The sequence below is a fragment of the Sphingomonas sp. PP-CE-1G-424 genome (assembly GCF_004341085.1).
GTDB lineage: Bacteria > Pseudomonadota > Alphaproteobacteria > Sphingomonadales > Sphingomonadaceae > Sphingomonas.
Genome location: NZ_SLXW01000001.1, coordinates 918,280 through 936,711 on the forward strand (window position 1 = coordinate 918,280; position 18,432 = coordinate 936,711).

Sequence of the window (18,432 nt, forward strand, 5' to 3'; positions counted from 1 at the left end):
GCATAACGGCGCGGGGGGCGTGACGTTCCGGCGTCGGGTCAGCGCGAGGCCGTCGTCTTCACCGAGGGAAGGGTGAGATTATGTGATAGGTGTGTCGGGCTTGCGATCATCGCGCCGCGCACCGTCGAGCGTCTTCTCGGTCCGGGCCTTCACAGCAGCGTCCACTGCCTTCTCCGACGCCGTCCGCCCGAACAGGATGCGGTTCTGATCCGCCTTCGACGAAGCCATTTCGCGAGTCCGCTGCTTTCGAACGAGGCGCAGATTGACTACGTCACCCATGCCTTGCTCTCCGCGCTCGCCAGTCGGCGGCGCTCTGGCCCCAATCGTCCACCGGCAGCGATTCGAGCGGCGGGGGCAGCGTCGTTGGGCCGCGGTTGGTCGACCCGAGCCGCTGCGCGAGCGCGATCGACTCCACGTTATCGGGTGCGATGGTGTGGATGATGTCGGTCCAGCCGAGCACATCCACCGCATAGTCGATCGTCGCCGTCGCAGCCTCGCGTGCGAACCCGCGACCGGCGAACTGCGATGCGAGTCCCCAGCCGATCTCCGTCCCCGGCCAGTCTTCGGGCTGCCACGGACCGACGCGGCCGATCCATTCGCCGGTATCGCGCAGCGTCACCGCGAACATCGAGAAGCCGCGGATGCTCCACGCGCCTGCCATCGCGCACAGACCACGCCAGGCGACGCTGCGCGACTGCACACCACCGAGATGGCGCATCGTGACGGGATCGGCGTGGAACGCATACCACGCCTCGGCATCCTCCGGTCCCAAGGGCTGGAGCAACAGGCGCTCCGTCAGGAGCACCGGCGCGGTCATGCGATGAAGCGGTCCTTGAGCGCCAGCATCGCCAGCGCCGCATTGGCCGCACCGCCGCCCTTGTCGCCTTCGGTGGGCTTTGCGCGCGTGAGCGCCTGCGCTTCGTTCTCGGTGGTCAGGATGCCGTTGCCGACGGCCAAGCCGTCCATCGTCAGTTGCATGATCCCGCGCGCGCTCTCGCCCGCGACGATCTCGAAATGATAGGTCTCGCCGCGGATCACGACGCCCAGCGCGACATACGCGTCGAACGTCTCGCTCTCGGCCGCCAGCGCGATCGCGCCAGGGACTTCGAGCGCGCCGGGCACCGTGATCGTCTCGTGGGTGTGGCCGGCGGCTTCGATCGCGGCCTTCGCACCCTCGACCAGAAGGTCGTTGAGGTGATCGTAGAACCGAGCTTCGACGATGAGGAGATGCGCCATCAGTTGCTCTTTTCCGTGTTCAGGGAGGCGATCGGGCGCTCGCCGACGATCGACAGGCCATAGCCGTCGAGGCCGACCAGCGTGTGATGCGTGTTGGTAATTAGCACCATGTCGTGGACGCCGAGTTCGGTCAGGATCATCGCGCCGACGCCGTAGTCGCGCAGTTCCTCCATGTCCGGGGTGATCTCAGCACCCGCCTTCTTCATGACCGCGGAGGTGAAGGTGTTGCTGCGCGGACGGTTGATGACGACGATGACGCCCGCGCCTTCGTCTGCGATCATCTGCATCGAGCGCGCGAGGATCCGGCCGCGATCACCCGATTCGCCGAAGATGTCCGCGAACGGCGACAGCGCATGCATGCGGACGAGCGTCGGCTTGGCGGGGTCGATCTTGCCCTTGACCAGCGCGACCTGCTCGGTGCCGGTCGCCTTGTTCCAGAACGTCAGCGCGCTCCAGTCGCCGCCCCATTCGGAGGTGAACTTCGCCTCGGCGCGCTTCTCGACGAGGTGATCGTGGCGGCGGCGGTACGCGATCAGGTCGCGGATCGTGCCGATCTTGACGTTGTGGAACTGCGCGAAGGTGACGAGGTCGTCCATCCGCGCCATCGTGCCGTCCTCGTTCATGATCTCGCAGATCACGCCCGAGGGGTTGAGCCCGGCGAGCCGCGCGACGTCGACCGCCGCTTCGGTATGACCGGCGCGCACGAGCACGCCGCCGTCGCGCGCGACCAGCGGAAAGACGTGGCCGGGGGTGACGATGTCCGGCTTGCCCTTGGTCGCATCGACCGCCACCGCGATCGTGCGCGCGCGATCCGCGGCGGAGATGCCCGTCGTGACGCCTTCGAGCGCCTCGATCGACACGGTGAATGCGGTCTCGTGCCGCGTGCCGTTGTTGCGGCTCATCAGCTCGAGCCCGAGCTCCTCGGTGCGATCTTTGGTCAGCGCGAGGCAGATCAGGCCGCGACCGAACTTCGCCATGAAGTTGATCTTCTCGGGCGTCGCCATCTGCGCGGGGATGACGAGGTCGCCCTCGTTCTCGCGATCCTCGTCGTCGACCAGGATGAACATCCGGCCGTTCCGCGCCTCGTCGATGATCTCTTCGGGGCTCGACAGATAGCCGTGCTTTAGGCGCCCAAGTTCGGCGGTACGTTCAGCTGGCAGCGGCACGGTAATGCTCCATTCTTTGGAGGTAGCGAGCGAGGACGTCGATCTCGATGTTGACCGATTGTTCCACGTGGATCGTTCCGAGCGTGGTGACGCTCCAGGTATGCGGGATGATATTGAGGCCGAACTCTACCTGTCCATCCACGTCGCGGACGCTGTTCACCGTGAGCGAAACGCCGTCGATCGTTACCGAACCCTTGGGGGCAATGAACGGCGCGATGTCGGCGCCGGCGCGGATCGTGACGCGGTGCGAGCCGCCGTCCTCGCTCACAGCCACGACGGTGCCGAGGCCGTCGACATGGCCGGTGACGATATGGCCACCGAGTTCGTCGCCGAGCTTCATCGCGCGTTCGAGGTTGAACTGGCGCCCCTCGGTCCACTGGTCCTTGGCGGTGCGGCTGATCGTCTCGCCCGAGACGTCGACCGCGAACCAGCCCCCCTGGGCATCGGTGCCCTTGTCGACGACGGTCAGGCAGACGCCCGAGCACGAGATCGACGCGCCGAGATCGACGGTCTCGGTATCGTAGGCGGTGCGGACGATGATGCGCGTGTCGCCGGGCGACTCCACGCGCGCGACCGTGCCGATGTCGGTGATGATTCCGGTGAACATTATGCCTCGTTTCGTTCGCGCTCGTAGACCTCGAGCCGGTCCATGCCAAGTTGCCGCGCATCGACGATCGCCCAGCGACCATGCGCGTTTGCCAGGTCGACGAGGCCGATGTCGCGCAGTGCGGGCTTGCCGCCGCCGATCAGGATAGGCGCGCGGTAAAGGAGAAGGCGGTCGACCAGATCGGCCGCAAGGAACGCCGACGCTACGGCCGCGCCGCCTTCGACGAGGATGTGGTCGACGCTTGGGAGCGTGGCGATGGCATGTGGCTCGTCGATGACGGTCCAGCCGGGCACGTTTCGGACAGTCGAGGATAAAAGCACACGCAATGGTCCGCGAGCTTCCAGACCCGGCAACCGTACGTCGAGTCGCGGAGCGTCGGCGTCATACGTACCGCGGCCAACGAGAATCGCCTCGTGCCGACTCCGCTCGAGATGCGCGTGCATCCGCGCCTGCGGACCAGTGATCCAGCGACTCGACCCGTCCGCCATCGCGATGCAGCCGTCGAGCGACGTCGCGAGCTTCAGGGTGACGTGCGGACGGCCGAGCGCTTGCCGCGTGAGAAAGCCGGCCATCGAACGTCTGGCTTCGTTCGCGCGAACACCGCGCGTCACCGCGATGCCAGCGGCCTCCAGCCGGCTAAAACCCTTGCCTGCCGTTCGTGCGTCGGGGTCTTCGAGGGCGGCAACGAGACCCGCAACGCCGGCCTCGATCAGCAAGTCGCTGCATGCGGGGCCCCGCGGGGACTGATGCGCGCACGGTTCGAGTGTGACGTAGGCCGTAGACCCTCGCGCTTCCGCACCGGCCTCGGCCAACGCCATCGCTTCCGCATGCGGACGTCCGCCCGCCTGCGTCCAGCCGCGCCCGACCACGCGGCCTTCGCGCACGATCACGCAGCCGACACTGGGGTTGGGCGCGGTCCGTCCGCGGCCGCGCTCGGCCAGTGCCAGCGCGGCGCCCATCAAGCGCGCGTCAGCCTGGGTCAGATCCCCATGGCCTTCAGCTTGTCGTCCAGCCGCTTGAACGACGCGCGCTGTGCGTCTTCGCGCGCCTTCTGCTCGGCGAGCGCCTTTGCCTTGATCGGCGCGTCGATCTTCTGTTGGGCGATGATCTGCGCATCGGTACGATCCGCGGGCCATTGCTCGACGTAGATGATCTTCGGCCGGTATTCCTTCTCGACGTACGAATCCTTCATGAACGCGTAGATCAGGAAGCTGGTGACGCAGAGCGCCGCCACGAGAAAGATGAGTTCGTACGGCCGGCGCTGGCTGAGGAAGAGCCGCAGGTCGCGATAGGCGACGATCGGCGTGAAACGACTGAAAAAGCCCATACGCGCCAAGATAGGGGGGCGGAGCCGGCTAGGCCAGCCCCGCACCTCGCAAGCTTTAGTTCTGGAGCACGAACGTCAGCGCCATCGATCGCCACGCCTCGACCGGAACGCCGTCGCGCGTCGCGGGCTTGAACCGCCATTTCGCCAGCGCGCGGTCGAACGTCGCGCGGTAGAACGCGTCGGTGGTCGCACTGACCCGCTCGACCTGCTTCACCCGGCCTTCGCCGGGGTGGTGGTGAGAGGGAAAGGCGGTGCTTTTTCGAGCGCGGGCAAAGTGACCGCCTGCACAGTATAGTCCGTTGCGGTCAATTCCACCGCGGCCCGCCCGTCTTTGTTCTCCCGCGAAGGCGGGAGCCCAGACTGGACTCCCGCCTTCGCGGGAGAACATGCTTTTTCGGGCGAACTTTGGGGAGGCTGTATCAGCGCGCCGCCAACCGCTCCAGCGCCCGCTCCCGCCCGATCAGTGGCAGCAGCGCCGCCATGTCCGGCCCATGATCGCGCCCGGTCAGCGCGCGCCGCAGCGGCAGGAACAACGCCTTGCCCTTGCGCCCCGTCTCCGCCTTCAGCCGAGCCGTCAGCGCGTGCCAGGGATCGCTCGACCAGTCGATCTCCCCAGCCGCCACCAGCGCCTGGTCGAGATACGCCGCGTCGATATCGCCCTCGGCCGCAACCGGCCCCTTGATCACGCCCCACCAATCCGCCGCATCCACCAGCGTCACGAGGTTCGGCTGCACCGCTTCCCAAGCCGCCACATCCATGCCCTCGGGCAACCGCTGGGCCACCGCCTCATACGGCAGCGCATGCAGGATTCGCGCATTCAACGCTGCCAGTTCCGCCTCGTCGAACCGCGCCGGCGCGCGCCCGAACCGCGCAAAGTCGAACCCCGCGATCAGCGGCGCGGCATCGGCGATTGGCTCGACCGGGTCGCTCGTCCCGATCCGCGCGAGCAGCGCGCGCACCGCCTGCGGCTCGATCCCGACCTCGCGGAAATGATCGACGCCGAGCGAGCCGAGCCGCTTCGACAGTTTCCCCTCCGCCCCGGTCAGCAACGCCTCGTGCGCGAACCGCGGCGGCGTCACGCCGAGCGCCGCGAACATCTGCAACTGGAGCGCGGTGTTCGACACGTGATCCTCGCCGCGCACCACGTGCGTCACCCCCATCTCGGCATCGTCGATCGCCGACGGCAACATATACAGCCACGACCCATCGGCACGCCGGATGACCGGATCGCTCATCGTCTTCGCCTCGAAATGCGCCGCGCCGCGGATCAGATCGTCCCATGCGATCGCCGAGTCGTGATCGAGCTTGAACCGCCAATGCGGCTTCACACCGTCCGCTTCCAGCTTCGCCCGCGCGTCGTCGTCCAACGCAAGCGCAGCACGATCATAGATCGGCGGCAACCCGCGCCCGGCCTGTATCTTCCGCTTCAGGTCGAGCTCCTGCGACGTCTCGTACGCGGGATAGACATGCCCGCTCGCGACCAACTCGGCGAACCGCGCCTCGTACAAAGCGAACCGCGCCGACTGCCGCTCTTCCGCGTCGGGCGTCATCCCGAGCCAGTCGAGATCGGCGCGGATCGCGTCGACGAAGCGCTCTTCGCTGCGTTCGGGATCGGTATCGTCGATCCGCAGCACGAACTTCCCGCCATTGGCCCGCGCGAACATCCAGTTGTGGAGCGCGGTCCGGATATTGCCGACATGCAGCCGGCCGGTGGGCGAGGGGGCGAAACGGGTGATCACGGTCATCCCGCCGCTCTAGTGGGAGTGCGGCGGCGGGCAAACCCTTCCACCACACGATTCGTACGCCTAAGGGGTTCGCGTGATCGAGCGGGGAAGACTTTCATGAAACTGATGACCGGCAATTCGAACCTGCCTCTCGCGCAGGAGATCGCCGCCTATCTCGAAACGCCGCTGACCGACGTCAGCGTGCGGCGGTTCGCGGACGAGGAGGTCTTCGTCGAGATCAACGAGAACGTCCGCGGCGAGGACGTGTTCGTGATCCAGTCGACCGGCTACCCCGCCAACGACAATCTCATGGAATTGCTGATCATGATCGACGCGCTCAAGCGTGCGTCCGCGCGGCGCATCACCGCGGTGATCCCGTACATGGGCTACGCGCGGCAGGACCGGAAGCCCGGCCCGCGCACGCCGATCTCGGCCAAGCTCGTCGCCAACCTGATCACCGTCGCGGGCGCCAACCGCGTGCTGTCCGTCGATCTGCATGCCGGCCAGATCCAGGGCTTCTTCGATATCCCGACCGACAATCTTTACGCGGCGCCGGTGATGTCCGCGGATATCCTCGCGCGGTTCAAGGGCAAGAACTTGATGGTCGTGTCGCCGGACGTCGGCGGCGTGGTCCGTGCGCGCGTTCTCGCCAAGCGGCTCGACAACGCGCCGCTCGCGATCGTCGACAAGCGCCGCGAGCGCGCGGGCGAGTCGGAGGTGATGAACATCATCGGCGAGGTCGAGGGGCGCTTCTGCATCCTAGTCGACGACATCGTCGATTCGGCGGGCACGCTGTGCAACGCGGCGGCGGCGCTCAAGGAAGCGGGCGCGGAGGACGTCGTCGCCTATGTCACGCACGGCGTGCTGTCGGGCGGCGCGGTCGCGCGCGTCGAGGGCTCGGAGCTGCGCGAACTGGTGATCACCGACTCGATCGGCAACCACGACGTGATCAAAGGCGCACACGGCAAGATCCGCCATCTCCAGATCGCGCCATTGCTGGGCGAGGCGATCAAGCGGATTGCGGACGAGACGTCAGTGTCGAGCCTGTTTGACTGACGGGCGCAGGCGCGGCCACGCCCGAGCCGATGCCCGCTAAAAGCGGGCAGCGCCCGGCACGGCCGGCGGTCGGCTAAGCCGAACCGTCCGACGACGGCTTTGCCGACGGCGCGCCAACTGGCACCACCTCTGCCTCCGTCATCCTGACGAAAGTCAGGATCCAGAGCCGCCGGCGTCATCGTTCGTAACCCTGGGTCCTGACTTTCGTCAGGATGACGGAAGGGGTTCGTGAACGCCTTCACGCCGTCTCACAGCACCAGATACGAAAAGACCCGCAGCACTCGGCGTGCCGCGGGTCTTTTCACGATACCAATCCCAAGAGCCGATCAGCCCTCGTAATCGGCACCCAGATTCTGGTTCCGCGGCGGCGCAGCGGCAGTCAGACGAAGCGCCTCGGCCGATGCCGACAGGCTGCCGACTGCGTCGACCTCGTCGTCGTCATCGACGCGAACCTTTTGCAGGCCCTGGATGACCTGTTCCTTGAGATGCGCCGGCTTGACGTTCTCGTCGGCGATCTCGCGCAGTGCGACGACCGGGTTCTTGTCGCGGTCGCGCTCGAGCGTCAGTTCTGCGCCGCCCGAGATCTGGCGCGCACGCTGGGCCGCGAACAACACCAGGTCGAACCGGTTGGGGATCTTGTCGACACAATCCTCGACGGTAACGCGCGCCATGCGGCTTCCTTCGTAACAACGATAGAATGAGAATGCGTCGCCTACGGGCGATACCCCGCAAAGTCAAGAAATGCGGGGGACGCGCCCGCGGGTTGCCACCGACGCCCCCCATGTCCATCACGCGCGGCATGGACGATCCCGCCGAACAACCGCGCTTCACCGTCGATGGCAACCGGCTGACGCTGCTCGACACCGGCCCCCGGCGGCTTGACGCGGTGCTCGCGCTGATCGACGGCGCCGAGCGCACGTTACGCATACTATACTACATCTACGCCGACGATGACTCGGGCAAGCGCGTCAACGCCGCGCTGATCGCGGCCGCCGAGCGCGGGGTCGAGGTCGCGCTGATCGTCGACGGCTTCGGCAGCGACGATGCGCCGCACGCGTTCTTCGAGCCGCTCGAAGCCGCCAACGTGTCGGTCTGCCGGTTTTCCGCCCGGTTCGGTCGACGCTATCTGTTGCGCAACCACCAGAAGCTCGCGCTCGCCGACGAGACCCGGATCATCATCGGCGGCTTCAACATCGAGGACGATTATTTCGGCACCGCCGCCGACCAGGCATGGCGCGACCTGGGCTTGCTGGTCGAGGGTCCCGCGGCGGGTCGACTGGCCGGCTATTTCGACGCGCTGAAGGACTGGATCCACGAGCCCAAAGGCAAGCTGCGACACCTGACGGCAGCGTTGGCGAAGTGGAGCGAGACTCAAGGACCGACGCGCTGGCTGATCGGCGGCCCGACGCGAAAGCTGTCGCCCTGGGCACGCGCGGTGCGCGACGACATGCGGCGCGGCCGGCGGATCGACGTCATCGCGGGCTATTTCACGCCAAGCCCCGCGCTGTTGCGGCGGCTCGATCACGCCGGGCGTCGCAACGCCGGGGTCCGCGTCGTCACCGCGAGCAAATCGGACAACAACGCGACGATCGCCGCGGCGCGGTTCACTTATGCGGGGCTGTTGCGCAAGGGTGTGCGGCTGTTCGAATATCAGCCGACCAAGCTGCATACCAAGCTCTACGTGATCGACGACGTGGTCCATATCGGCTCGGCGAACTTCGACATGCGCAGCCTGTTCATCAACATGGAGCTGATGCTGCGGATCGAGGACGCGGCGTTCGCGGGCCATGTCCGGCGCTATGTCGACGGCGAGGTCGCGAAATCGGTCGAGGTGACCGCGGCGCTGTACAAGGCGAACACCGGATGGGTGCAGCGCCTGAAACAGCTCGGCGCGTATTTCCTGGTCGCGGTGGTGGACCCGAGCCTGTCGCGCGGGCTGAACTTCGGGATCGACGAGTAAGGGGGGCAAGGACTTCACCCCCCTTCCGTCATCCTGACGAAAGTCAGGATCCAGAGCCAAACAGAACAGCGTTAGCGCCCCTGGGTCCTACTTGGACCACATCAGCGCCGCCGGCAAAGCCGCCGTCGGACGGGTTCGGCTATCCAGCCGACCCGCCGCCCGGGCCTGACGCTGCGCGGCGCTATCGCTTTGCGCAGCGGCGCGGGCGTGGCCGCGCCTGCGTCAGGCCTTCCACGCCCAATACAGTTGCGCGGGCGGCACGTTCCACCACTCCATGTCGTGATCGATCGACTCGAAATGCGGCGTCAGGAAGTCCTTCACCTTGGGCGAGAACTGATAGACCAGGAATGCGCCACCGATGCGCAGGACAGAATGCGTCGCCGCCGCGATCGCCGGGCCGATGCCAGCGGGCAGCGTCGAGAACGGCAGCCCCGACAGCACGTAATCCGCCTTTTCGAAGCCGTGGTCGGCGACGATCGTCTCGACCGCGTCCGCCGAGCCCAGCACCGCAACGAACCGCGGATCGGTGATCGTGTGCCGCAGATACTGGATGAATTCCGGATTGGTATCGATCACGATCAGCGTCGCATCGGGCGCCATCCGGTCGAGGATCGGCCGGCAGAACGTACCAACGCCGGGGCCGTATTCGACGAACAGCTTGCAGTTCGCCCAGTCGACCGGCCCCAGCATTTTCCGAATCAGCTTGTCCGACGACGGCACGATCGAGCCGACCATGACGGGGTGCTTCAGGAACCCCGAAAAGAACATCTGCCACGGGGACGGCACGCCTGCAGGGCGGCTGCGCGCACGCCGGGTGGCGGTGGTCGAACTGGGCATCGCATTCCTTACGGTCAGGGGTCCCGCACGCTGGCGAGGCTTTGGCCCTCCCGTCGCACGAATTCCGAACGCGTTTCAAGGCCGCGGGTTGCATCGGGCGACGAACCGAAGGCGAAGTCGTGCCGCACCAGGCGGTTCCGCCCGCCCTGTCGTGACCTCAACCCCTGGCTTGCCCCTTAGCTTGCCAAGCGTACCGCATCGCTTAAGCACGGATCATGAACGACGATCGTACAGGCCAGATTGCGGTTATTTTCACGTCGATCCGTAACGGCGCAGACGCCGCCGGCTATGGCGAGGCGGCGGCGGCGATGGACGCGCTGGCCGCCGCACAGCCCGGCTATCGCGGCGTCGACAGCGCGCGCGATACAGGCGGCATGGGGATCACCGTCAGCTATTGGGCCGACGACGCCGCGGCGATCGCCTGGCGCGACCATCCGGAGCACACCGCGATTCGCGAGCGCGGGCGGGCACTCTGGTACGACCACTATTCGGTGACCGTGACCCGGGTCGAACGCGCCTATGCCTGGACGCGGTCATGATCGAAGCCTCGACGGACGGCCCGAAGATCGACCGCCGTTTCGCGCTGATGTTCCTCGTCATGCTGACGATCGCTGCGGGCAACACCGCATTGCAATCGGTGCTGCCCGCGCTCGGGCGGTCGCTCGGCGTCGCCGACAGCGCGGTGGCGGCGGCGTTCTCGGTCTCGGCGCTGCTGTGGGTGATCGCCGCGCCGTTCTGGGCGAACCGATCGGACCGGCACGGCCGGCGCGCGATGATCCTGCTCGGGGTCGGCGGGTTCAGCGTCTCGCTGACGCTGTGCGGCGTGTTCCTGCTCGCGGGGATCAACGCGTGGATCGGTGGCACGACCGCGTTCCTGTGCTTCATCGGCGGGCGGCTGATCTACGGTACGTTCGGCGCCGCCGCTCCGCCCGCGGTGCAGGCGCTCGTCGCCGGCGAGACGACGCGCGAGGAACGGACCAAGGCGCTGACCTTGCTCGCCTCGGCGTTCGGGCTCGGCACCATCCTTGGCCCCGCGATCGCGCCGTACCTGATCCTCGGGTCGATCGGCGGAGTCGAGATCGGCCTCGCCGGCCCCGCGTTCCTGTTCGCGGTGTTCGGCGTGGCGGTGTGGATCACGGTGCGGCGGATGCTGCCCGACGACAAGATCGTCGCCCCGCACGAGACGCACGGCGCGAGTTCGGCCTACCCCTCGATCGGCGGCGCCCCGACCGGCGCCTCGGTCGCCGCCGCCACCGGATCGCATGTCGAGCATGTCGGCTACACCGATCCCCGCATCCGCGCCTGGATGATCGCCGGGCTGGTAATGGGCCACGCGCAGGCGATGACGGGCCAGGCGATCGGCTTCCTCGTGATCGACCGCCTCCATTTGGCGCCCGCGCTCGCACTCGAGCCGACCGGCATCGTCCTGATGATGGGCGCCGGCGCCGCATTGCTCGCGCAATGGGGCATCATCCCCCGCCTCAACATGACGCCGCGGCAACTCGTGCTGACCGGACTGGTACTGGCGGCGGCCGGTACCGCCCTGACCGGGATCGCGACGTCGCTCTACACGATCGCGACCGCCTATGCGCTGGCCAGCCTCGGCTTCGGCTTCACGCGCCCGGGCTTCACCGCCGGCTCGTCATTGGCGGTAGGCGCGAACGCCCAAGGCTCGGTCGCCGGCAAGGTGACGTCGATCAACGGCGCGAGCTTCGTGCTAGGCCCGTCGATCGGCGTCGGCCTGTACGAAGCCCAGCACTCGCTACCCTATCTCGTCGCGGGCGCGGCTTGCGTGATGCTGATCGGCTACGCGTACGTCGCGTTGCGCGATGCGCGATAAGATCGACGTCGGTATCGGATAGGCCAAGACCACTCGTTCGGTGTTCGGGAACAGGGTTCAGGAAAGCGGCCCTTTGCGAAAGGTCGTTTGTGCAACGGGCACGGGCGCTTTCCCGTTACTCGTCGCTTACGCGAAGGCTTGGCCGTTCCAATCGCACCGGGGCGGAGCAAAACAAGCTCGTTATGGCTTTAGGACACGTCCAGTTGCAGCCTGAGGTTGCGGCGGTGAGGCTGTCACCCGGACACCAAGGTTCAGTGCGCCGTCATAAGGTCCACCGGGACCGTCCATAATTATCCCACGAGCCGGCGTCGGTTCTGACGAAGCCGCAGTTTGCGGACCGCAACTGGTGTCCGACGGACAGGCCCAATATGATCCTCCATTCCATCTTGCATCGAGACTGATGCTGGTTTCGGCGGGAAGATAGCCGGCCATTGGCAGATAGGCTGACTTGGCCCAGGCGGGCGCCGTTCGCATCGCGTGCATGTTCCCGACCAGGACGAGCACGCTAGCGTTCGGTCCTGCTCTGCTCACCAATGACGAGGCGAGTGCATTCTCGTAGTCGCCAGCCTTAAATCCGGCGGGGCCGGGATTGTACAAAGGCTGGAAAGCAACGACGCTGGTGATCTGCCCCGCCGCCCGCAACGCGCGTAATCTTTGGAAAAGGTGGAAATATGCCTCGCTGGACCTGCCGTCCTTCATGGGCTGGGTCCATAGTCTGCTCGTCAGGAACCGTGATGTTGCCGCTGCATCGCCGCTGGACCCGATGAAATCGTCGATAGCCGCCTGATCAACTGTCGCCTGCTCGACTGCGACGGTTACCGGATGGGACGACGAGGCCAAGCATGCGAGATCAACAAAGATCTCTGGTGTTTCACGGGTGCCGTGCATTTCGCCGACTACGATCCAGCGAAGATTTGAGCGACCGAGAAGCATGTCCGCCCCGGCGATGGCAGCGCACTTTACCGGTCGCAGCGTGGTTTCGAACCGTCTCGCGGGTGGTGCCGCCTCGAGCGCCCAATCGATGTTCGGGTCTTGTCGCGCTGTCTGGTTCGCGTTGAAAATGGCCGTCATCTCGCCGTTGGATGCTCGTTCAAGAGGACGATCAGTTGCGGCCGATGGCGCGGTCGACGCCAGCAGGAAAATGGCAATTACTCGACTGAACATTGCGTGATCTACCTCCAATGAAGCGTCTCGCAGTTCCCGTTGATCCAGGCTGACGATCTACGATTTTCTGCTTGGCTACCGTCGAACTGCCGGTCAGTCACCAAGGTCTGCCAATACCCACTCACTGGTAAGCGTGACAACCAATCTGATCCTTATCGGGCAATCTGATCCTTATCGGAAAAAGGCGCTATTTGCGGAGCAACCATTCGAAAGCATGGGCAATTGCATCGCGACCGTCATTGCCATCGGACAGCCGGATGACCATCATCCGCGTGCGATAGGCGAAGCCGGCGACGGACACTGTCGGCCCATCAGCGATCCATATCTCTTCACCGAAGTGTCGCAGCATTCGTGCCCCCTGTTGCCAGCTCGACTTCAGCGCGCGCCTGAAGCAGTGCAGGCTACGCAATGTCGGCTATAGGCGCCTTCCTTTCAAAACCGGACTCTCATCTTTTCCTTATCGCGCCGTTGTTTGCCAACAAGTGGTAGCCTATTTCTCAATCGTATTTAGGAAAGGCCGGTGACGCTGCAGGACGGCGGCTATTGCTTTAATGGCAGCGCCGAAAGCTTCCATTCCATCCGTGATGGGCGCCGGCGTCAGATCATCGGTTGCAACAGTCGAACCTTATCCGCGCACAGATCCTAGGCTGCGGAACTCGACAAGATGACCAGCGATAACATCATGCGCGGTACGCTGCGATAGCATCGTCGACAGTATTTGAAATCGCCCGCCGTTACTGGCCCGTCGCTTGCCCGGCCGGCTTCGGCACGGCAGCCTGCGATCCGGCGCTTTCGTCGGTCACCGTCGATGTTTCGGTGACGGCCGAGGGCATCACGACCGGCGCGGGCTGGGGTTGCCCGGCCTGGCCGATCAGCGCGGCGTTCTCGATCACGTCGAGCGCATGCCGCGCCTGGACGTAGCGGCCTGCGGCTTCCATCCAGTTGCTCGCCTGGTTCGCGCCCGGCAGCCGTGCGACTTCCGCGCGGGCCGCCTCGACCTGGCCCGCTTCGAGCAGACGCCGGACGCGGGCGAGCCGATCGGCGGGCATCGTCGACGGCGTGCCGGCCTTGCGCAGCACGACCAGCGAATCGATCTGGTGCTGGATCGTGTCGAGCCAGCCGTCTCCGGTCGTCGACGTAATGTCCGGCGCGATCGTATCGAGCCCCTGGCGCAGGTCCTCCAGCGTCACCGGCTGGCGCGCCGCCTGGATCAGCGTGGTGGTCGCGCGCGGTTGCGCCTGACCGAACCGCAACCGCAATTGCTCCTCGAGATAGCCGAGCGTCACGCCGCGATCGAGCGCACGCCGGGCGGCGAACGCCACCAGCAGGCCTTCCGCGCGGGTCGCCTGGCCAGCGGCGGCGGACGCATCGGTGGCGATCGTCGCGGTGCGCGTTTCCAGCGCGGTCAATTGCGCCGCCAGCGTCGCCTCGCGCGTCGCGAGCACGGCGGTATCGATCGGGGCGGGGGCCTGCGGCTCGCCGTTCGGGCCGAGCGGTTGCGACGGGATATACCCCGAACTGCCCGCCGCCGCCTTCTGCGCGGCGGTCGTCGTCCCGGCGGTCGTCGCATGCCCGCCGAACCACGGCAGTCGCTTGGCGGCATAGCCCATCAGGCCCAGCCCCGCGACGAACGCGAGGCCGACAAGGGCAAGGATCACACCCATTTTGGGTCCGCGTGCCCGTGGGCGATCGGTCGGCACGTAGTCGCTCATGACGTGCTTATCCCCGCCGCGCGCGCGCTGGTCAATCGCGCGCGTGTTCGCGTGCGCAGCAGCGAGCGCGACGACCGCCGAATCGGTCGGTTGCGGGGCGATCGCGACGGTGGCCCAACCGAGCCCCGCCGCGTCGCCGACCGCCTGGCTGATGGCGACGAGCGCGATTCCTTGGCGAGCCGTACCCGCCGCATCGACCAGCTCGGCCAGCCGTTCCGCGGCGCGCACCGAATGGAGCAAGACGATCGCATCCTCGAACGATCGCGCAATCTCGGAGCCGAGCGGCACGGTGTCGCTCGCATAGACGGTGATCGCCTCGACGCCGTCGCCGGTCTCGCGCCGGTCGCGTCCGGCGAGGTGGAGCAGCCGCGCAAAGCCGCGGTCACGCGCGTCCGCCACCACCGCCCGCGCGTCGTCGGAACCGGTGACCGCGACCGCGAACCCGGCTTTCGACGCCGCCGCCGCGGTCGCGGCACCGACCGCGACGACCGGCAACCGCGTGAACGCGTCGAGCCCGGCGCCGCCATGCCGCACCGCGTTCGCGCTGGTCAGCAACAGCCCGTCGAACCCCGCAGGATCGGGCGGCGTCCAGTCGACCGGTACGACGCCGAACAGCGGAATCTGCCGCGCCTCCAGCCCAAGCGCTCGCAAGGATGTCGCGGTGCGCGTATTGCCGGGTTCCGGCCGCAGCACCACGACGGGTTTCATGCGGCGAACAACCGCCGGACGCTGGCCGGCGCGCGCGCGAGCAGATCCTCCGCCAACGCCGTGCCGAGATCATCCTCGACCGTCCCCTCGATCGATCCCGCGACATCGCACGCGCCATCCTCGGCGATCAGCTCGGCGCGCAACGTAAGCGTCTCGCCCGCGAGCGACGCGAGCGCCGCGACCGGCGAATGACAATCCGCCCCCAGCCGCGCGAGCAACGCCCGCTCGGTCAGCACGCACGCACTCGTATCGTGGTGGTCGATCGCCGCTACGATCTCGCCCGCCGCGCTCCCGGCGAGCACCTCGACCCCGACCGCACCCTGGGCAGGCGCCGGCAGCATCACGTCGGTCGGGATCGCGTGGCCGTCGTCGCGCCCGAGCCGGTCGAGTCCCGCCGCCGCCAGCAGTGTCGCATCCATCTCGCCGCTCGCCACCCGGCCGAGCCGCGTGTCGACATTGCCGCGGATCAGCACGATCTCCAAGTCGGGCCGCAGTCGCAGCATCTGCGCGCGCCGCCTCGGCGAACTCGTCCCGACCACCGCGCCCTGCCGCAGATCGGCGAGCGTTTCCGCGCCGATCAGCCGGTCGCGTACATCGGCACGTGGCAGCATCGCCGCGATCCTCAACGTCGCGGGGCGGATCGTCTCGACGTCCTTCATCGAATGCACCGCGCCGTCAATGTCGCCGTCATGGAGCGCGCGATCGAGTTCCTTGGTCCACAGCGCCTTGCCGCCGATCTCGGCGAGCGCACGATCCTGCACACGGTCGCCGGTGGTGCGGATCACGACGATCTCGACCATGTCGGGCGACCAGCCATGCGCCGCGCACAGTGCTTCGCGCACCATGCCCGCCTGGGTGAGCGCCAGCGGCGAACCGCGCGTACCGAGCCGAAAACGATTCATCACCGCGCCATGCAGAAACCGCGCGGCTTCGACAAGCTTGGCGCGGCGCGATAGGGGTAGTTGATGATCATCCTCGGCATCGAATCCTCCTGCGACGAAACCGCCGCCGCGCTCGTCACCGGCGACCGTCAGGTCCTCGCGCACCGGCTGCTCGGCCAGGAAGCCGCGCACGCCCCGTTCGGCGGCGTCGTCCCCGAAATTGCCGCGCGCGCGCATGTCGAGGCGCTCGAACCACTCATCGTCGCAGCCCTAGCCGATGCAGGGCTCAAGCTGGCCGACGTCGACGCGATCGCCGCGACGGCCGGGCCGGGGCTGATCGGCGGCGTCATGGTCGGGCTGGTGACGGGCAAGGCGCTCGCGCACGCGGCCGGCAAGCCCCTGATCGCGGTCAACCATCTCGAAGGCCACGCGCTCTCGCCGCGGCTGTCCGACCCGGATCTCGAATTTCCGTACCTGCTGCTGCTGGTATCAGGCGGCCATTGCCAGCTGCTGCTGGTCGAGGGCGTCGGCGCGTATCGGCGGTTGGCGACGACGATCGACGATGCGGCAGGCGAAGCGTTCGACAAGACCGCCAAGCTGCTCGGTCTCGGCTTCCCCGGCGGCCCCGCGGTCGAACGCGCCGCCGCGCTCGGCAACCCGAAGGCGGTCCCGCTGCCACGCCCGCTCAAAGGCTCGCCCGAACCGCATTTTTCGTTCGCCGGCCTGAAGAGCGCGGTCGCGCGCGTCGTTGGCCAATATTCGCCCGAGGACCTTGCCGCCTCGTTCCAGGCCGCGGTCGTCGACTGCCTGATCGATCGCACGACCAAGGCACTCCGCACCGCGCACGGCGCCACCGCGCTCGTCGTCGCGGGTGGGGTCGCCGCGAACACCGCGGTTCGTGGCGCGTTGCAGACGCTCGCCAGCGCCCACGGCCTCCGCTTCGTCGCACCGCCGCTCTGGCTCTGCACCGACAACGCCGCGATGATCGGCTGGGCAGGCGCCGAGCGCTTCGCCGCCGGGCTCACCGACCCGCTCGACGTCGCCGCCCGCCCACGCTGGCCGCTCGATCCCAACGCCGAAGCGGTGCGTGGCGCAGGAGTGAAGGCATGAAAATCGGCGTCATCGGCGGGGGTGCCTGGGGCACTGCACTCGCACAGGTCGCCGCGCACGAAGGTCGCGAGGTGGTCCTCTGGGCGCGAGAAACCGCGGTGGTCGAGTCGATCAACGCGCACCACGAGAACAGCCTGTTCCTAGCCGGCGTCGCGCTCTCCCCGACGATCCGCGCGACCGAAGACCTCGCCGCGCTCGCCGACATGGACGCGATCCTCGTCGTCGCCCCCGCGCAGCACGTCGGCAGCGTCCTGGCCGCCGCCCCGGTCGGCCGCATCCCGCTCGTCCTCTGCGCAAAAGGCATCGAGGCGGGCAGCAAGCGTCTCGTCGGCGAAGTGGCGCGCGCCGTTCATCCGAACGCACCGATCGCCGTCCTCTCCGGGCCCACCTTTGCGCACGAAGTTGCCGCCGGCCTCCCCACCGCCGTCACGCTCGCCTGCGAGGATGCCGACCTCGGCGAACGTCTCGCGACGCGTCTCGCCGCGCGCCATTTTCGCACCTACGCCTCCACGGACGTCGCTGGCGCGGAGATCGGCGGCGCGGTGAAGAACGTCCTCGCGATCGGCTGCGGCGTCGTCGAGGGGGCAGGGCTCGGCCAGAACGCGCGCGCCGCCCTCATCGCGCGCGGATTCGCCGAAATGACCCGCTTCGGCCTCGCCAGAGGCGCCCGCGCGGAAACGCTCGCCGGGCTATCGGGACTGGGCGACCTCGTCCTCACCTGCTCCTCGACCAGCTCGCGCAATTTCTCGCTCGGCGTCGGTTTGGGGAGAGGCGACTCCGCTGCAACGTTGCTCGCCGACCGTCGCACCGTCGCGGAAGGCGCCTTCACCGCCCCCGTCCTCCGCGAAGCCGCGCGAGACGCCGGCGTCGACATACCGATCACCGAAGCCGTTTGCCGCCTGTTGGAAGGCGCCCCCGTCAGCGACGTCATCGGCGACCTCCTGGCGCGCCCGCTAAAGGGCGAGGCGGGCTAACCCCCAAAACTGTTTCCCCGCGAAGGCGGGGATCCAGACTGGGCTCCCGCCTTCGCGGGAGAACAAGGAAGGGCTGACCTCGCGATCCTCCCCCGCCAGGGGGAGGTGGCACCGAAGGTGACGGAGGGGG

At 67.3% G+C, this 18,432-nt stretch carries 21 protein-coding genes; 6 read left to right on the forward strand and 15 right to left on the reverse strand.

Going from position 1 to position 18,432, the window contains the following annotated elements:
• Positions 1 to 78: 78 nt before the first annotated feature.
• The 9 genes from C8J43_RS04190 to gltX form a co-directional block, all read right to left on the reverse strand.
• Complete coding sequence (locus C8J43_RS04190) at positions 79 to 279, reverse strand: DUF4169 family protein (RefSeq protein WP_121904878.1); 201 nt, start codon at positions 277 to 279, stop codon at positions 79 to 81.
• On the reverse strand, positions 272 to 817 hold the full coding sequence (locus C8J43_RS04195) for a GNAT family N-acetyltransferase (RefSeq protein WP_133029812.1): 546 nt from the start codon (positions 815 to 817) through the stop codon (positions 272 to 274). Before C8J43_RS04195 ends, C8J43_RS04190 begins: the two co-directional genes overlap by 8 nt.
• On the reverse strand, positions 814 to 1,236 hold the full coding sequence (gene ribH, locus C8J43_RS04200) for a 6,7-dimethyl-8-ribityllumazine synthase (protein ID WP_120300777.1): 423 nt from the start codon (positions 1,234 to 1,236) through the stop codon (positions 814 to 816). The genes C8J43_RS04195 and ribH overlap by 4 nt, the downstream gene beginning before the upstream one ends.
• Positions 1,236 to 2,396: a 3,4-dihydroxy-2-butanone-4-phosphate synthase gene (gene ribB / locus C8J43_RS04205; protein ID WP_207893331.1), complete on the reverse strand. Its 1,161-nt coding sequence runs from the start codon at positions 2,394 to 2,396 to the stop codon at positions 1,236 to 1,238. Before ribB ends, ribH begins: the two co-directional genes overlap by 1 nt.
• Entirely contained in the window at positions 2,386 to 3,009 is a 624-nt protein-coding gene (locus tag C8J43_RS04210) for a riboflavin synthase (protein WP_133029814.1), read from the reverse strand. The genes ribB and C8J43_RS04210 overlap by 11 nt, the downstream gene beginning before the upstream one ends.
• Positions 3,009 to 3,992, reverse strand: coding sequence for a bifunctional diaminohydroxyphosphoribosylaminopyrimidine deaminase/5-amino-6-(5-phosphoribosylamino)uracil reductase RibD (gene ribD, locus C8J43_RS04215; RefSeq protein WP_133030041.1), 984 nt, complete (start codon positions 3,990 to 3,992; stop codon positions 3,009 to 3,011). Before ribD ends, C8J43_RS04210 begins: the two co-directional genes overlap by 1 nt.
• Complete coding sequence (locus tag C8J43_RS04220) at positions 3,989 to 4,336, reverse strand: hypothetical protein (RefSeq protein ID WP_056053696.1); 348 nt, start codon at positions 4,334 to 4,336, stop codon at positions 3,989 to 3,991. The genes ribD and C8J43_RS04220 overlap by 4 nt, the downstream gene beginning before the upstream one ends.
• Before the next feature lie 55 nt (positions 4,337 to 4,391).
• On the reverse strand, positions 4,392 to 4,550 hold the full coding sequence (locus C8J43_RS21790) for a hypothetical protein (protein ID WP_165899542.1): 159 nt from the start codon (positions 4,548 to 4,550) through the stop codon (positions 4,392 to 4,394).
• Between the two features lie 205 nt (positions 4,551 to 4,755).
• Positions 4,756 to 6,081: a glutamate--tRNA ligase gene (gltX, locus tag C8J43_RS04225; RefSeq protein ID WP_133029815.1), complete on the reverse strand. Its 1,326-nt coding sequence runs from the start codon at positions 6,079 to 6,081 to the stop codon at positions 4,756 to 4,758.
• 96 nt (positions 6,082 to 6,177) lie between these two features.
• On the opposite strand from gltX, the gene C8J43_RS04230 reads away from it, so the two are divergent.
• Positions 6,178 to 7,116: a ribose-phosphate pyrophosphokinase gene (locus C8J43_RS04230; protein WP_056053689.1), complete on the forward strand. Its 939-nt coding sequence runs from the start codon at positions 6,178 to 6,180 to the stop codon at positions 7,114 to 7,116.
• Between the two features lie 326 nt (positions 7,117 to 7,442).
• Here C8J43_RS04230 and rpoZ read toward each other — a convergent pair whose 3' ends face one another.
• A complete protein-coding gene (rpoZ, locus tag C8J43_RS04235; protein ID WP_056053686.1) occupies positions 7,443 to 7,787 on the reverse strand; it encodes a DNA-directed RNA polymerase subunit omega in 345 nt (114 codons plus the stop codon).
• 128 nt (positions 7,788 to 7,915) lie between these two features.
• Here rpoZ and C8J43_RS04240 point away from each other — a divergent pair, with 128 nt between their 5' ends.
• Positions 7,916 to 9,076, forward strand: a complete 1,161-nt coding sequence (locus tag C8J43_RS04240; protein WP_133030042.1) for a phosphatidylserine/phosphatidylglycerophosphate/cardiolipin synthase family protein — start codon at positions 7,916 to 7,918, stop codon at positions 9,074 to 9,076.
• A 222-nt stretch (positions 9,077 to 9,298) separates the two neighbouring features.
• On the opposite strand, the gene C8J43_RS04245 is transcribed toward C8J43_RS04240, so the two are convergent.
• Positions 9,299 to 9,913 carry a hypothetical protein gene (locus C8J43_RS04245; protein WP_056053681.1) on the reverse strand — a complete coding sequence of 205 codons (615 nt, stop codon included), beginning with the start codon at positions 9,911 to 9,913 and terminating at the stop codon, positions 9,299 to 9,301.
• A 215-nt stretch (positions 9,914 to 10,128) separates the two neighbouring features.
• Here C8J43_RS04245 and C8J43_RS04250 point away from each other — a divergent pair, with 215 nt between their 5' ends.
• Positions 10,129 to 10,452: an antibiotic biosynthesis monooxygenase gene (locus C8J43_RS04250; protein WP_133029816.1), complete on the forward strand. Its 324-nt coding sequence runs from the start codon at positions 10,129 to 10,131 to the stop codon at positions 10,450 to 10,452.
• The gene (locus C8J43_RS04255) at positions 10,449 to 11,753 is read left to right on the forward strand and encodes an MFS transporter (RefSeq protein WP_133029817.1); all 1,305 of its coding nucleotides are present in this window, start codon (positions 10,449 to 10,451) and stop codon (positions 11,751 to 11,753) included. Before C8J43_RS04250 ends, C8J43_RS04255 begins: the two co-directional genes overlap by 4 nt.
• Before the next feature lie 180 nt (positions 11,754 to 11,933).
• On the opposite strand, the gene C8J43_RS04260 is transcribed toward C8J43_RS04255, so the two are convergent.
• The 4 genes from C8J43_RS04260 to hemC all read right to left on the reverse strand — a co-directional run bounded on the left by C8J43_RS04260 (position 11,934) and on the right by hemC (position 16,239).
• The gene (locus tag C8J43_RS04260; RefSeq protein WP_133029818.1) at positions 11,934 to 12,917 is read right to left on the reverse strand and encodes a hypothetical protein; all 984 of its coding nucleotides are present in this window, start codon (positions 12,915 to 12,917) and stop codon (positions 11,934 to 11,936) included.
• 187 nt (positions 12,918 to 13,104) lie between these two features.
• Positions 13,105 to 13,266 carry a hypothetical protein gene (locus tag C8J43_RS21795; RefSeq protein WP_165899512.1) on the reverse strand — a complete coding sequence of 54 codons (162 nt, stop codon included), beginning with the start codon at positions 13,264 to 13,266 and terminating at the stop codon, positions 13,105 to 13,107.
• 385 nt (positions 13,267 to 13,651) lie between these two features.
• On the reverse strand, positions 13,652 to 15,337 hold the full coding sequence (locus C8J43_RS22285) for a uroporphyrinogen-III synthase (RefSeq protein WP_243645398.1): 1,686 nt from the start codon (positions 15,335 to 15,337) through the stop codon (positions 13,652 to 13,654).
• The gene (gene hemC, locus C8J43_RS04270; protein WP_133029819.1) at positions 15,334 to 16,239 is read right to left on the reverse strand and encodes a hydroxymethylbilane synthase; all 906 of its coding nucleotides are present in this window, start codon (positions 16,237 to 16,239) and stop codon (positions 15,334 to 15,336) included. Before hemC ends, C8J43_RS22285 begins: the two co-directional genes overlap by 4 nt.
• Before the next feature lie 60 nt (positions 16,240 to 16,299).
• Here hemC and tsaD point away from each other — a divergent pair, with 60 nt between their 5' ends.
• Both tsaD and C8J43_RS04280 read left to right on the forward strand, forming a co-directional pair.
• Positions 16,300 to 17,328 carry a tRNA (adenosine(37)-N6)-threonylcarbamoyltransferase complex transferase subunit TsaD gene (tsaD, locus tag C8J43_RS04275; RefSeq protein ID WP_133029820.1) on the forward strand — a complete coding sequence of 343 codons (1,029 nt, stop codon included), beginning with the start codon at positions 16,300 to 16,302 and terminating at the stop codon, positions 17,326 to 17,328.
• Positions 17,325 to 18,302 carry an NAD(P)H-dependent glycerol-3-phosphate dehydrogenase gene (locus tag C8J43_RS04280; protein WP_133029821.1) on the forward strand — a complete coding sequence of 326 codons (978 nt, stop codon included), beginning with the start codon at positions 17,325 to 17,327 and terminating at the stop codon, positions 18,300 to 18,302. The genes tsaD and C8J43_RS04280 overlap by 4 nt, the downstream gene beginning before the upstream one ends.
• Positions 18,303 to 18,432 lie beyond the last annotated feature (130 nt).

Excerpts from the sequence above, each read along its gene's own strand:
- C8J43_RS04190 (WP_121904878.1), bottom strand. The coding sequence starts at position 279 with ATGGGTGACGTAGTCAATCTGCGCCTCGTTCGAAAGCAGCGGACTCGC.
- C8J43_RS04195 (WP_133029812.1), bottom strand. The coding sequence starts at position 817 with ATGACCGCGCCGGTGCTCCTGACGGAGCGCCTGTTGCTCCAGCCCTTG.
- ribH (WP_120300777.1), bottom strand. The coding sequence starts at position 1,236 with ATGGCGCATCTCCTCATCGTCGAAGCTCGGTTCTACGATCACCTCAAC.
- C8J43_RS04210 (WP_133029814.1), bottom strand. The coding sequence starts at position 3,009 with ATGTTCACCGGAATCATCACCGACATCGGCACGGTCGCGCGCGTGGAG.
- C8J43_RS04220 (WP_056053696.1), bottom strand. The coding sequence starts at position 4,336 with ATGGGCTTTTTCAGTCGTTTCACGCCGATCGTCGCCTATCGCGACCTG.
- gltX (WP_133029815.1), bottom strand. The coding sequence starts at position 6,081 with ATGACCGTGATCACCCGTTTCGCCCCCTCGCCCACCGGCCGGCTGCAT.
- C8J43_RS04230 (WP_056053689.1), top strand. The coding sequence starts at position 6,178 with ATGAAACTGATGACCGGCAATTCGAACCTGCCTCTCGCGCAGGAGATC.
- rpoZ (WP_056053686.1), bottom strand. The coding sequence starts at position 7,787 with ATGGCGCGCGTTACCGTCGAGGATTGTGTCGACAAGATCCCCAACCGG.
- C8J43_RS04240 (WP_133030042.1), top strand. The coding sequence starts at position 7,916 with ATGGACGATCCCGCCGAACAACCGCGCTTCACCGTCGATGGCAACCGG.
- C8J43_RS04245 (WP_056053681.1), bottom strand. The coding sequence starts at position 9,913 with ATGCCCAGTTCGACCACCGCCACCCGGCGTGCGCGCAGCCGCCCTGCA.
- C8J43_RS04250 (WP_133029816.1), top strand. The coding sequence starts at position 10,129 with ATGAACGACGATCGTACAGGCCAGATTGCGGTTATTTTCACGTCGATC.
- C8J43_RS04255 (WP_133029817.1), top strand. The coding sequence starts at position 10,449 with ATGATCGAAGCCTCGACGGACGGCCCGAAGATCGACCGCCGTTTCGCG.
- C8J43_RS04260 (WP_133029818.1), bottom strand. The coding sequence starts at position 12,917 with ATGTTCAGTCGAGTAATTGCCATTTTCCTGCTGGCGTCGACCGCGCCA.
- C8J43_RS21795 (WP_165899512.1), bottom strand. The coding sequence starts at position 13,266 with ATGCTGCGACACTTCGGTGAAGAGATATGGATCGCTGATGGGCCGACA.
- C8J43_RS22285 (WP_243645398.1), bottom strand. The coding sequence starts at position 15,337 with ATGAAACCCGTCGTGGTGCTGCGGCCGGAACCCGGCAATACGCGCACC.
- hemC (WP_133029819.1), bottom strand. The coding sequence starts at position 16,239 with ATGAATCGTTTTCGGCTCGGTACGCGCGGTTCGCCGCTGGCGCTCACC.
- C8J43_RS04280 (WP_133029821.1), top strand. The coding sequence starts at position 17,325 with ATGAAAATCGGCGTCATCGGCGGGGGTGCCTGGGGCACTGCACTCGCA.